The sequence below is a fragment of the Sphingopyxis sp. Soil_C_28 genome, assembly GCF_057657055.1.
In genome coordinates this window covers 395,895-408,446 of sequence record NZ_JBDGJE010000001.1, presented here as the reverse complement: position 1 = coordinate 408,446, position 12,552 = coordinate 395,895, and the positions used below count along the sequence as shown (strand labels likewise).

The window sequence follows — 12,552 nt, the reverse complement described above, 5'->3', positions numbered from 1 at the left end:
CCGCCCCGATTCAGGGCCGATTGTTCCGATCGTGAACGATGACGCGGCCATCCTTGATGACGGTGGAGACCTGCTCCATCACCGAAATGTCGCGCGTGGGATCGCCTTTGACGGCGACCATGTCGGCAAATTTTCCGACCTCGATCGACCCCAGATTGGCCGATTGATCGAGGAGCGTGGCGGCATCGACCGTCGCCGAGCGAAGCGCCGCCATCGGCGTCATCGGCCCCTGCTCGACCATATGCCGGAACTGCCGGGCATTCCGGCCATGCGGCGACACGCCGGCGTCGGTGCCGAACGCGAAGCGGACCTTGTGCTGGACCGCGAGGCGAATATTCCGCCCGGCAACGCGCCGCGCTTCGGCCATCTTCGTCTGAACGGCGGGACTGGCATCGCCCTCCTTCCGCGAATCGAGCAGCCCGAGCGTCGGCACCAGCCAGGTGCCGCGCTTGGCCATCAGCTTCGCAGTCTCTTCGTCAAGCCAGGTGCCATGCTCGATCGAATCGACGCCCGCGCGAACCGACGCGGCAACGCCCTCCCCGCCATGGGCGTGCGCCGCGACCTTGAGTCCCAGGCTGTGCGCGGTGGTGACGATCGACGTCAGTTCGTCATCGCTCAGATGCTGTCCCAGCCCGCGCGCCTGCTGCGACATGATGCCGCCCGTCGAAGTGATCTTGATCAGGTCGGCCCCATATTTTGCCGCTTCGCGGACGCGCAGAGCGCATTCGACCGCGCCGGTGCACGCTCCGGTATAATCATAGGGGTACAGCGCTTCGGTCGTCTTGCGGTTGAGCCCCGACATGTCCCCATGCCCGCCGACGATCGACAGCGAGGTGCCCGACAGAAATATACGCGGTCCCGTGACGGTGCCGTCGTTGATCGCGTCGCGAAGCGCGTGGATCGAATAGCCGTCCGACCCGACGTCGCGAACGGTCGTGAAACCGGCCTCCAAAGTTTTTTTCGCATTGGAAAAGGCGAACAGCGCAACGTCTTCGGGCGTATCGATCGCCGCCGACCATAGCTTGGTCTCGGGCGCAAAACTGAAATGGACATGCGTGTCGATCAGCCCGGGTATCACGGTTCGGTCCCTGAGATCGATCGTGGGCGTATCGGGAAAGTCGATATAGCCAGCGCGGATCTCGGCTATCTTATGGTCGCGAACGACAATCGTCGTGGGGCCGAGCGTCCGTTCGCCGGGTATCGCGATGACCGCCCCCGCGTGAATCACCAGGCCTTTATCGGCGGTTAGCGTGGTTGCGCCCGCAGTGCCCGAAAGCAAAAGACACAGCATCGATAACGACAATGCGCCGCTGCGGCGGATCGGCCGGTCGAGCGCGGGCGGCTTGGCGATGTCCATTACGTAAAAAAACTCCCGCGGACCGCGGCGCCAAAGATCGTCTCTGGCCCCGCAACCCCCACATAGGAATATTTTGCTAGTTGGGCAATAAATTTTATGATAGGAAAATTATGAAGAATAGGACTGGCCCCGGAAATCTAAAGGTTTCGGGGTGGGGAAATGGGTTACCAAGGAGGGAAAAATGTCGAAGTTCGTTTCACGCCTGCTGTTGTCATCGGCTATCGCGTTCGCGATCACGCCTGTCGCACAGGCTCAGACCGCGCCGCCGGAAACCGAAGGCGCCGACACCGATGAAGGCGGCAACGACATCGTGGTCATCGGGACGCGCCGCAAGGATCGCTCGATCACCGACAGTTCGGTCGCCATCGACGTCATCTCGCCCGAAAATATCACCGCGACCGGCTATACCGACGTCAACGACGCGCTGCGCACGCTGGTGCCCGCATTCAATGCCCAGCGTCTTCAGGGCAACGACGGCTCGTCTTTCGTGCGGCCGATCACGTTGCGCGGTTCGCCGGCCGACCATGTCCTCCTGCTGATGAACGGCAAGCGTCGCCACCGCGCCGCAATCGTGCAGATCGGCACCGGCCACGCCTCGACCTCGGGTTCGCAGGGCCAGGATTTCAACGTCATCCCTTCGATCGCCTTGTCGAGTGTCGAAGTGCTGCGCGACGGGGCGTCGGCCCAATATGGGTCGGACGCGATCGCCGGCGTGATCAACCTCGAGTTGAAAAAGGCCAGGAGCGGCGGGTCGATCATGGCTCAGGTCGGTGAATATTATCAGTCGGAAGGGCGCACCTACGACATTCAGGGCCACCTCGCGGTTCCGGTCGGCGACAATGCCTATTTCAACATCGCCGCCCAATATACCGATCAGGCGAAGGCCTATGCCAAAAAGGCCAGCCACGCCGGCGCGGTCGCGCTGCGGGCCCTGGGTGTACCCGGCGTGCCGGAACATCCCGAAGGCAATCTCGATCCGCGTTACATGGCGTTCAAATCGGTCTGGAACGCGGGCATCGAGCTGGGTGACGAACTCGAAGCCTATACGTTCGGCAACTATATGACGGGCAAGAGCTCGGTCACATTCGGCCTGCGCCAGCCCTTTACCGCCGGCGGCGTCAATGGCCATGGTACCTATGCCAATTCGGCCTTCGACCTCACCCCGGCACATCCGCAAGCGTTCAACCTTGCGGCAATCTATCCGGGCGGCTTCACCCCGGAATTCGAGGGTCATCTGGAAGATTTCAGTGCCTTGGTCGGTTTGCGCGATCAGGTCGGCCCGTGGATGTGGGATCTGTCGGCGCGCTACGGCACCAACACCGTCGACTATACGATCACCGGCACGATCAACGCCTCGATGGGCGTCAATTCGCCGACCTCGTTCAAGCCGGGTTCGCTGACCCAGCGTGAAATCCAGTTCGATGCCGAAACATCCTATGAACTGAGCGAAAACATCCTTGCCTTCGCTGGCGCCAGCTATCGCAAGGAAACCTATGTCATCGGCCGCGGCGACGAAGCCAGCTACACCACCGGTCCGTTGCAGGATCTGCCCGCCGGATCGAACGGCTTCCAGGGCTTCTCCCCGGAATTCGCCGGCAGCTTCAACTCGGCGAGTTACGCTGTATTCGCCGAAGTCGATGCAGATATCACGCCGTGGTGGAACCTGTCGGTCGCCGGCCGCTACGAAGATTACGACCAGTTCGGTACGAACTTCAGCTACAAGGCCGCCACCCGGTTCGAGCTGAGCGATGCGTTCGCGCTGCGCGGTTCGGTCAGCACCGGCTTCCGTGCTCCGGCCGCCGGCCAGGTGTTCGGCACCAGCCTGACCTCGCAGCTCGACGGCCTCGGCGGCTTCATTCTCGACGCCGTGCTGGTACCGGGTTCGCCCGCAGCGCAGGTGTTCGGCTCGAACTCCCTGAAGCCCGAAACCTCGTTCAACATGTCGGCGGGCATGGTCTTCACGGGCCTGGACGGCTTTCTCGCGACGCTCGACTTTTATCAGATCAAGGTCGACGATCGCCTGCTGCTGACGCCTTCGCGCAAAACCACTGCGGCGGAACGCGCCGCGCTGGCTGCGCTGGGATTCCCCAATGGGGCGGACATCGAAGATGTGCGCTATTTCCAGAACGAAATGAACACGCGCGTTCGCGGGTTCGATCTGGTCAGCACCTATCGCCAGACCTGGTCGGACAATGCCTCGACCGATTTCAGCCTCGCTGTGAACTATAATGAACAGCAATTGCGCGGCGCGCCGCCGGTGGGCTTCACGTCGGCGATCGTGACCGAGTTCGAACGTGGCACGCCGCGCTGGCGCGGCAATTTCTCGGCGACGACCAAGGTCGGCGATTTCGCCTTCATGGGCCGTGCCAACCACTATGGCGCCTGGCGCCGTCTGGATGGCGCCACCTTCCTGCCGCGCAAGGCCGTCACATTGTTCGACGCCGAAGTGACCTATACGGGCATCGAGGGAGTCGACCTCAGCGTCGGCGCGCGCAACATCTTCAACATCTTCCCGCCGGGCCGCGGTCCGGCCCGCGCACGCTCGGGTTTGATCTACGACAACCACAGCGTATTCGGGGTCGCCGGCGGCTTCTATTATTTGAATGCTAAGTATAAATTCTGATCTCGTCTGTTCGAGATCGGCGTATATTTCCGGTGGGCATATACGGAATTGGCATAGCGGATATGCCAATTCCGTAGCCTATCGGAAATTTGTGTATTATGATTGCAGCGGCTGATTGGCCGGACCTCCCCCCAGCCTCCTCCAATCGCCGATGCAGTACGATCTCGAGCAAGTTAAGGATTGGAGACTTATGCCGCCCAGAAATGGAGATGAGCCGGAAGTATTGGGCGCTGTGCGCACGATGAAACGCCCCCGATCCGAAGGCTTTCACCTGGGCGAAAGACTGCGCCACCTGCGCAAGGAGCGCGGGATGACATTGGAAGATGCAGGGCGGCTGACGGCGCTTGCCGCCTCGACCCTGTCGAAAATCGAAAACGACCAGATGTCGCCGACCTTCGACGTCGTGCAAAAGCTGGCCGCGGGCTTCGACATCGACATTACCGAGCTGTTCGCGGGCAATTCGGGTCAGGATGCCGCGGGACGGCGCAGCGTGACGATGGACGGCGCCGGCCGCCTGATGGAAACCGCGGTTTACCGCCACCGGCTCATCGCCGCCGAGCTCAAGAACAAGAAAATCCTGCCGTTCGTCACGACGATTAAGGCGCGCAGCCTGGAGGATTTCAAGACCTGGTCGCAGCACAGCGGCGAGGAATTCCTCTACGTGCTCGAAGGCGAAATCTGCTTCCAGACCGAACATTACGAACCCGCGTTCCTCGGCGTCGGGGACAGCATCTATATCAACAGCAGCATGCAACATGCCTGTTACTCGACGAGCGAGGAAGACGCCGTCGTGCTGTGGGTCAACACCGGCTGATCGCGCAATCGCCGCCCGCTCATCTAAGGGCTTGCAATAATTTTCCTATCCGCTAATTTATTTCCAATAGAAAAATTGGAGAGGGCGAAGCTATGGATAGACGGAAATTCATCCTGTCGGGGGCGGCGGTTTCGGCCGCTGTCGCTTTCGCGCCGGGCGCGGCGGCGCGGGCGGCGGCTCGCCCCCTCACCTTCGATGCCATGGGCGAGGTTCGCTTCGAATATGACGCGGCGCTGATCGGCCAGATGCGCGCGAGCGGGCTCGACGCGATCACGGTGACGCTCTGCGACCCCAAGGCGTATGAGGGCCAGGCTTATGAGGAAGCGGTGCAGGCCGTCCTCGACCACGACGCGCATATCGCGGCGCATCCCGAACTGTTCCTGAAAGCCACCAAGACCAGCGACATCGACGTCGCGCGGGCGCACGGTCAACTCGCACTCTTCTATCTCTTCCAGAACAGCACCCAGTTCGGGCGCGACCTCGACAATGTCGATCTCTTCTATAAGCTCGGCGTCCGTTCGGCCCAGATCACCTACAATGACCAGAATTGGGCGGGCGCGGGGTGCAAGGAACTCGGCGCGAACGGCCTCACCCATTTCGGTCGCGACCTCGTCGGCCGGATGAACGCGCGCGGCATGCTGATCGACCTGTCACATGCGAATATGCGGACGATGGCCGATACGATCGCGGCGTCGAAGGCCCCCGTTATCGTCTCGCACACCGCGTGCATGGCGGTACACAGCAATATCCGCAACACGACCGACGCGAACCTCCGCCTGCTCGCCGACAAGGGCGGTGTCGCCGGGATCTGCCAGATGCGGCCCTTCCTGACGACCAAGCGCGACGACGCACTGCCCGAATATTTCCGACATATCGACCATGCCGTCAGAGTGATGGGCGCCGACCATGTCGCGATCGGCAGCGACCGCGACCACCGCGTCGTCGAAATGACCGACGCCTATATCGCCGAACTGAAGGCCGAAGAGGGCGCCAACTTCCACGAACCCGACTGGCCGCTGTTCATCAACGAACTCAACGGCCCGCGGCGCATGGAAGTGGTGTGGGATGGCGTGCGCAAGCTCGGCTATCCGACAAGCACCGTCGAAAAGATCATGGGGACGAACGTTCGCCGCATCTATCAGGAAGTGATCGGATGAACCCGCGTAGCGCTGCCCGCTGCTCCAGCCTCGCTCTTGCCTTGCTGCTGATGGCAGCCCCCGCGTCGGCGACTGTCCCTGGCGCCGACGCGGGGAATTGCGCCACCAGCATGATCGGCACCGCGCTGACGATACCGAAGTTTTCGGTGAAGACGCAAAAGATCCTCGACGAGGATATTGCGATTGCCGCGGCCGCGCTCAAAATCGCGCCCGATCGCGAGGATATGCACATCTGGTATGGTCGCCGCCTCGACTATGCGGGCCGTATCTGCGACGCCGTCGACGCCTTCACCGCGGGGATCAAGCAGTTCCCCGGCAGCTATAAACTCTATCGCTTTCGCGCGCGCGACCTGACCCGCGCGCGCCGGTTCAAGGATGCCCTCGCCGACTATGACAAGGCGCTGGCGCTGATGGGCGACACCCCCGACAGTTTCGAACCCGACGGCATGCCCAACCCGATCGGGCTGACGATCAGCACCTATCGGGGCAATATCGTCTATTATCATGCCCAGACCAGTTTCGCGACGGGCGACTATCCGACGATGGTCACGGGCATGGCCAGGTCGCTCGAGCTTTCGGCCGATTTCGCGCGCGACGATATGCGTGTGCCGACGGCTTATTGGACCTATCTCGCCTATCGCAAGATGGGCCAGCACGACAAGGCGCGCGCGGCGATCGATGCCATCGAGCCCGGGCTGAAACTGATCGAGAATTTCACCTATTATCAGGCGGTCCAGATCATGCAGGGTCGGCTCGATCCGGCCGCATTCAAGGATGAACGCGACAGCACGATCAAATTTGCCATCGCGATGGAGCGCCGCTTTGCCGGTGACGAAGCCGGCGCAAAGGCGCTGCTCGCCGAAATCGTCCGCGAAAATCCGCAAGGGCACTGGCCATCCGAAGCCGAACTCGCACACCCCGATCGCAAGGATTATTGAACCGCAAGCGCCCTATGATCCGCCGGGCGGATCATAGGGCGGCCGAGTGGGTCTAGCGCGAAATGTCCTGCGCGACATGGGACGCGCTTTCGATCGCGGCACGCGAGAAAGGCGCGAAATCGCCGTAGAGACCATGTTTCAGCGCCGCCAGCGCAAGGCCGTGTTTCGCCGCGTCCGCGAGGCCCTTCCCGCTCCACAATCCGTCGAGAACGCCCGCTGCGAACGCGTCGCCGGTCCCGACGCGGTCGATCACCGGCGTGACAATGTTGGGATCGCTCGTCCCGCCTTCGTCGCGCGTGTCGATCCGCGCCGTCAGCCGGTGCGTGTCGGGCCCCAATATCTCGCGCGCAGTGGACGCTACATAGTCGAGCGAAGGAAAATGATCGAGCAGCGCCAGCGCCGCCTCGCGCCGCCGGTCTTCGCCATCGCCCGAAAATTCGCGGCCCAGCAGCAACGCCGCGTCGCGATGATTGCCGAACAGCACCGTCGCCTGCGCGACGATCGGGCTCAGTATAGCCACCGGATCGGACTGCCAGCGATCCCAAAGGCGCCCGCGCCAATTGCCGTCGAACGACACCCCGATCCCCCTCGCGCGCGCGCGCGTGACGCCATCGAGTACGGCCTCGGCGCTACCCGGCCCCAGCGCCGGGGTGACGCCCGACACGTGCAGCCAGCCGACGCCGTCCAGCAGATGATCCCAATCCCAGTCCCGCGGCCCGACCTCGGCAAACGCCGAACCGGCACGGTCGTAGACGACCTCCGCGGGACGCATCGGACCGCCGGGCAGATAATAATAAAATCCCATGCGGCCCATGGGGCGAAGCACGGGCGCGACGTCGACGCCGTGACGGCGCAACTCGCGCAGGACGCCGTCGCCGATCGGACCGTCGGGGACTGCGCTGACCATCGCACTGTCGTGACCGAGCGTGGCCAGCGCGACGGCGACATTCGCCTCGGCACCGCCGACGTGCGCGTCGAACCGCGCCGATTGAAACGGCAATTCCCCATGAGGAATCGAGACGCGCATGACGATCTCGCCGAAACAGGCAACGGTCCCCTGAGGTGCAATCATGCTTTGAATCCGGTTTCCGTAACGGCGATGCAGGCAATATGCGCGGCTGCACCAAAGCGCGCGGTCGCGATCTGGCCGATGCCGATCGGATGCACGCCGGTAATCGCCCCGGCCGAAATCCATTGCCCCGGCTTCAGCGCGATGACGCCGCGCCGATGAAGCTCGACAAGAAAGTTGAGCGAGCCCCAAGGACCGTCGAGCACGTCTATCGCGCGCCCGTTTCCGACCGTTGCGCCATCGATCTGCGTTTCGACGACCAGCGTGGTGAAATCGTCATGGTCCAGTCGCGGACCGAGAAGCAGGCCGTTGTTGATCCCGATGTCGGCGATGATGCCATAGGGCGCATGCGCGTGGACGTCGGGCGCGGGCGAGCTGGCGACCTCGAATCCCGCGCGAATTTCGTCGACCCACAACGCGCCATCGTCGCCGCCGGTCAGCCGGTCGGGCACCGCGCGAAGGCGCAACATGACCTCGGCCTCGATCGCACCCGCGCCGCCCGCGAACACAGCCGCTTCGCCCGGCACATCGCCGTCGAGTTCGGCAACCCTCAGCACCGGCCCGGCAACGCGCTCTGCGCCCAGAATATCGATCAATGCCGGCGGGATGCGGCCGACTTTCCAACCGAGCACGGGCGCACCCAGCGCGGCTGTCAGGCGCTGCTGCATGCCATAGGCCTCGGCCAGCGTCGCGGGCACCGGCGCCGGAAAAGCGGGCAGCGCACGCCCCGAGCGGCGCGCATCCAGCAGCGCCGCTACCGGATCCGGCACGGCCGGTGGAGGCGGCGCGCCCGACATCAGGCGAGTTTTGCGCTCAGCAGATAGCGTTCGCGGCTTTCGGCCGACTGGCGGCGCAATTCGACGATCGCGCGTTCCTCGGTCTCGTCGAGCATCGATTCGATCAGGCGGTTGAAGTGGCGCCGCATCGCGAGCCGCGCGCCCGTCGCATCGCGATTGCGCAATGCCGCGACGACATCGGCATGCTCGGCCTGCCGCGCGCTGCCGTCCTTGCGGCACACCAGCGAATGACTGCTCCGCACCTCGGGCAATTCCATCCGCATCCGCCACAGGCTTTCGATCACATGGATGATCGCCTTGTTGCTCGATGCGGCAGCGATCGTCATGTGAAACTCGCGGTCGATGGCGCTGATCTCTTCCTCGCTCGCGCTTTCGTCGGCCATCGCGTCGAGCAGCGCGTCAAGTTTCGCGAGCGTTTCGGCCGATATCGTCGGTGCCGCAAGCGCAGCCGCCTCGGCCTCGAACAGCGAGCGCGCTTCGGTCAGCTCGAACGCGCTGACTTTGGGCAGGATCGCGTTGTCGCCGGGAAGAATCGCCTCGACATAGGCGCCGGCCCCGGTGCGGATGTGAATCCATCCCGTCGCCTGCAGCGCAATCTCGGCTTCGCGGATCGTCACCCGGCTCACTTCGAAGCGTTCGGACAGTTCGCGCTCGCCGGGCAGCCGGGTTCCCGGCGGAAAACTTCCGTCGAGAATCTGGCGCCGAATCGTGTCGGCGACATCTTCGAAAAGGCGGCGTTCGGCCATGGTCAATCATCTCCCCGCGTCGGTGTCAGGAAGTCCATACAATCCGGTATGACAAGTTTGAAGCCCATGACCGAAGTTAGTTTCAAATCCGGGCCCGGATGCCGATGAAATATTTCGCGCCATAATAATGATACTGACGGCTGCTGCCATAGACCGGCATGTAAGTCGCCTTGGGCTCGTTGAAGATATTGAGCGCTTCAAAGCGCAGCGACACGCCCTTCATCAGGTCGAGCGACGCGCGGAAGTCGATGGTTTCGCTGGGGGCGACATAGCGTAGCTGGCTGTTCCCGCCGACGAAGTCTTGGAAATATTTGCCGCGATAATTGTAGATCGCCTGCAGCGACACCGGCCCGATCTCGTAATAGGCCTGCGCCGACAGCACATGCTTCGAATAGCCCGACAGGTTCGCGGGCGGAATGATGCCCGATGTCACGGTGTCCGTTTCAGGATCATAGACGTCGCCGAGCCGGATATCCTGCGTCTTGAAGTTCGAATTGGCGTAATTGTAGCTGACCTTCGCGCCCAGTCCGTCGAGTGGCTTGGGCAGGAAGCTGAAGCGCGTCGCCGCCGTCAGTTCGAGGCCATAGATGCGCGATTTGTCGGGGCTGTTGCGCGTCTGCGTCACCGGGATCGACACCGTTTGGCCGTCGATCGTGAAATCCTCGTTGAACACCACGGGCTGGAAACCGCCCGTGAACTGCTTGTAATAGACGGTGGCCGAGAAGAGGCTGTCCTTGTTCGGATACCATTCGAACGACAGGTCGCCGTTCCACGACATCAGCGGCTTCAGACGCGGGCTGCCGTTCGCGGTGATGTTGCGGATCGCATCTTCGACCGAGGTAAAGCTGGTGCCATCCTCGAGCAGGATCGTGCGGCCGGCGCCCAGCGAGCTGGGGTTGGGACGTGACATCGCGCGGTAGGCGGCGGCGCGCACCAGCGTGTTCGGCGCAATTTCGAAGATCGCATTGAGGCTGGGCAGAATGCGCGTGTTCTGGCTCTTGATCGTCACCGTGTCGAAATCGCCCGATGTGACGAGACGGATCGACCCGTCGGGATTGGTGACGATGCTGAGGTCGCTGCGAAGACCATCGGAGGTGACGCGTGTATTGACGACGCGCACGCCGACATTGCCGCGGATCGGCATATTGCCCAGATCGGCGTCATATTCGGCCATCACATAGCCCGCGAAGGTCCGTTCGGTGACGTCGCGATTGGCGACCGAGCGTGTGTCGGCAAGATTGCCCGGGTCTTCGGCGCCCATATATTCGCGGAACAGACAATCGACGTCGAACGTCGCCCAGCTATTGATGCTGTTGTCCTTGGCGGCCGACAGGAAATTGGTCTGCGGAAAGGCCTGACGGCACAGATTGTTGATGCGGCGGTCCTCGGCAATTGCCGGGTTCAGGTTGAAGTCGCCGTTGCGCACATCATAGTCGCGGTACGTCAGGTGCGACCAGCGGCCGCCCGCCGACAGCGTCTTCAGGAAACCATCCATTTCATAGGCAACGTCGAAACGTCCCGCGTAGATCTCGTTGCGGCGCTTGCTTTCGTCGCGGCGGAACCGCGCATCGTCCCAGAACAGATTATGATTGTTCAGGTCAAAGCGCGGGTCGATCGTGATCGTCGGCACGAAGCTGCCCGGCGTGATCGAATAGGTGTAGGGAATGCGCATGTTGTTGAACACGGTGCGCACGCCATTCACGTCGGTCGGGTCGGTACGCAGGCGGACATTGCGCTCGATTTCGGTGCGGACGGTACGCGAATAGCTGCCGTCGAGGGTGAGGGTCAGCCGGTCCGACGGCTGCCATTCGACCGACAGGCCGCCGCCCAGATATTCCTCCGACCGCGCCAGTTCGGACCCGTTTGATTCGATCGAGCTCAGCCCGTTCAGGCTCTGCACAATGCCATTCTCGTCAAAGACGACGTTGGTCAGGCCATAGCGCCCTTCCGACAGATTGAGGTCGCGGCGGCTCTCGACAAAGGTGCGGTCCGAATATTGGACGTCGAGGTTGATGTTGAACTGGTCCGACGGACGCCACTGGATCGACCCGAACACCGCGTCGCGCTTGTCGGTCTCGCTGATCTGGCGGAAGGTATAGGCGTTGGGCACGAGATAGAAGGGCAGGTTCTGCCCATATTCGTCGCGGGTAAACTCGTTGCAATTGTTGTTCGCGACGACGGGCGAAGCCTGGCACGCGGTCCAGGTTGAGCTCGCTGCGAAGGTTTCCTCGGGGTTGTTGGTGTCGTTGCGCTGGACGCCGATCGCGATGCCGATCGTGTCGTTCGCGAACTGGTCGACATAGCTCAGCGTCCCGCGCCAGCCGATGCCACCCGACCCGACGATGCGATCGCCATAGGGATTATATTGTGCCTTGATATCGGCCTGCAGACGGCGCTTGCCGAAATCGAGCGGGCGCAGCGTGCCGATCTCGATCGTGCCCGCGACGCCGCCCTCGACGAGGCTCGCCTGCTGGGTCTTGTAGATCTTGATATTGTTGACGAGTTCGGACGGGAACTGGTTGAAGTTCACCGAGCGGTCGCCGCTGCCGTTCGATGCGTCGCGGCCGTTGAAGGTCGCATTCGACAGGAAGGGGCCAAGCCCGCGCAGCGCGATTTCGGAGGCGTCGCCCTTTTCGCGGTGCGTCGTCGCGCCGGTGATCGTCTGGATCGCCTGCCCGACCGAGATCGCGGGAATGTCGCCGATATCGTCGGACGACAGCGCATCGACGATCGCCGTTTCTTCGCGCTTGGTGTTGATCGAATTCTGGATCGTCTCGCGGATACCGGTGACGACGATCGCGTCTTCTTCTTCCGTGGCCTGCGGTGCGGGCGCATCCTGCGCCATCGCAGGTGTCGCAGCGATCAGCAGCGTCGAGCCGGCACCAGCCAGCAACGCGGCGCGCAGCATGCGCGCACGGATCTGATTACGAGAATTCACGTCGTCTCTCCCAAATGTCGATTCTGTTCTGACCAATGCTCTCAAGCATGGCGGCACAATTGTCAACCATCGTGTATGCCAAATTGGTTAGTCCATTTTGACATACACTATAC

At 62.6% G+C, this 12,552-nt stretch carries 9 protein-coding genes; 4 read left to right on the top strand and 5 right to left on the bottom strand.

Features of this window, described 5'->3' with window-relative positions:
* Positions 1-10: 10 nt before the first annotated feature.
* Positions 11-1,357 carry a metal-dependent hydrolase family protein gene (locus AC3A43_RS01845; protein WP_487790842.1) on the bottom strand — a complete coding sequence of 449 codons (1,347 nt, stop codon included), beginning with the start codon at positions 1,355-1,357 and terminating at the stop codon, positions 11-13.
* A 181-nt stretch (positions 1,358-1,538) separates the two neighbouring features.
* Between AC3A43_RS01845 and AC3A43_RS01840 the strand changes: the two genes are divergently transcribed.
* The 4 genes from AC3A43_RS01840 to AC3A43_RS01825 all read left to right on the top strand — a co-directional run bounded on the left by AC3A43_RS01840 (position 1,539) and on the right by AC3A43_RS01825 (position 6,889).
* Positions 1,539-3,980, top strand: coding sequence for a TonB-dependent receptor plug domain-containing protein (locus AC3A43_RS01840; RefSeq protein WP_487790841.1), 2,442 nt, complete (start codon positions 1,539-1,541; stop codon positions 3,978-3,980).
* A 151-nt stretch (positions 3,981-4,131) separates the two neighbouring features.
* Positions 4,132-4,794 carry a helix-turn-helix domain-containing protein gene (locus tag AC3A43_RS01835; RefSeq protein ID WP_487792007.1) on the top strand — a complete coding sequence of 221 codons (663 nt, stop codon included), beginning with the start codon at positions 4,132-4,134 and terminating at the stop codon, positions 4,792-4,794.
* A 92-nt stretch (positions 4,795-4,886) separates the two neighbouring features.
* Positions 4,887-5,951: a dipeptidase gene (locus tag AC3A43_RS01830; RefSeq protein WP_487790840.1), complete on the top strand. Its 1,065-nt coding sequence runs from the start codon at positions 4,887-4,889 to the stop codon at positions 5,949-5,951.
* Entirely contained in the window at positions 5,948-6,889 is a 942-nt protein-coding gene (locus tag AC3A43_RS01825; protein ID WP_487790839.1) for a tetratricopeptide repeat protein, read from the top strand. Before AC3A43_RS01830 ends, AC3A43_RS01825 begins: the two co-directional genes overlap by 4 nt.
* Before the next feature lie 52 nt (positions 6,890-6,941).
* Here the strand turns inward: AC3A43_RS01825 and AC3A43_RS01820 are convergent, their stop codons facing one another.
* The 4 genes from AC3A43_RS01820 to AC3A43_RS01805 all read right to left on the bottom strand — a co-directional run bounded on the left by AC3A43_RS01820 (position 6,942) and on the right by AC3A43_RS01805 (position 12,439).
* Positions 6,942-7,961 (bottom strand): sugar kinase, encoded by a 1,020-nt coding sequence (locus AC3A43_RS01820; RefSeq protein WP_487790838.1) that lies wholly within the window; start codon positions 7,959-7,961, stop codon positions 6,942-6,944.
* Entirely contained in the window at positions 7,958-8,755 is a 798-nt protein-coding gene (locus tag AC3A43_RS01815; RefSeq protein ID WP_487790837.1) for a 2-keto-4-pentenoate hydratase, read from the bottom strand. Before AC3A43_RS01815 ends, AC3A43_RS01820 begins: the two co-directional genes overlap by 4 nt.
* The gene (locus AC3A43_RS01810; RefSeq protein WP_487790836.1) at positions 8,755-9,501 is read right to left on the bottom strand and encodes a FadR/GntR family transcriptional regulator; all 747 of its coding nucleotides are present in this window, start codon (positions 9,499-9,501) and stop codon (positions 8,755-8,757) included. Before AC3A43_RS01810 ends, AC3A43_RS01815 begins: the two co-directional genes overlap by 1 nt.
* 82 nt (positions 9,502-9,583) lie before the next feature.
* The gene (locus AC3A43_RS01805; protein ID WP_487790835.1) at positions 9,584-12,439 is read right to left on the bottom strand and encodes a TonB-dependent receptor; all 2,856 of its coding nucleotides are present in this window, start codon (positions 12,437-12,439) and stop codon (positions 9,584-9,586) included.
* Between the last annotated feature and the right edge of the window lie 113 nt (positions 12,440-12,552).

What these genes read in the sequence shown, in the direction of transcription:
- AC3A43_RS01845 (WP_487790842.1), bottom strand. Translation starts at nt 1,357, where the DNA reads ATGGACATCGCCAAGCCGCCCGCGCTCGACCGGCCGATCCGCCGCAGC.
- AC3A43_RS01840 (WP_487790841.1), top strand. Translation starts at nt 1,539, where the DNA reads ATGTCGAAGTTCGTTTCACGCCTGCTGTTGTCATCGGCTATCGCGTTC.
- AC3A43_RS01835 (WP_487792007.1), top strand. Translation starts at nt 4,132, where the DNA reads ATGCAGTACGATCTCGAGCAAGTTAAGGATTGGAGACTTATGCCGCCC.
- AC3A43_RS01830 (WP_487790840.1), top strand. Translation starts at nt 4,887, where the DNA reads ATGGATAGACGGAAATTCATCCTGTCGGGGGCGGCGGTTTCGGCCGCT.
- AC3A43_RS01825 (WP_487790839.1), top strand. Translation starts at nt 5,948, where the DNA reads ATGAACCCGCGTAGCGCTGCCCGCTGCTCCAGCCTCGCTCTTGCCTTG.
- AC3A43_RS01820 (WP_487790838.1), bottom strand. Translation starts at nt 7,961, where the DNA reads ATGATTGCACCTCAGGGGACCGTTGCCTGTTTCGGCGAGATCGTCATG.
- AC3A43_RS01815 (WP_487790837.1), bottom strand. Translation starts at nt 8,755, where the DNA reads ATGTCGGGCGCGCCGCCTCCACCGGCCGTGCCGGATCCGGTAGCGGCG.
- AC3A43_RS01810 (WP_487790836.1), bottom strand. Translation starts at nt 9,501, where the DNA reads ATGGCCGAACGCCGCCTTTTCGAAGATGTCGCCGACACGATTCGGCGC.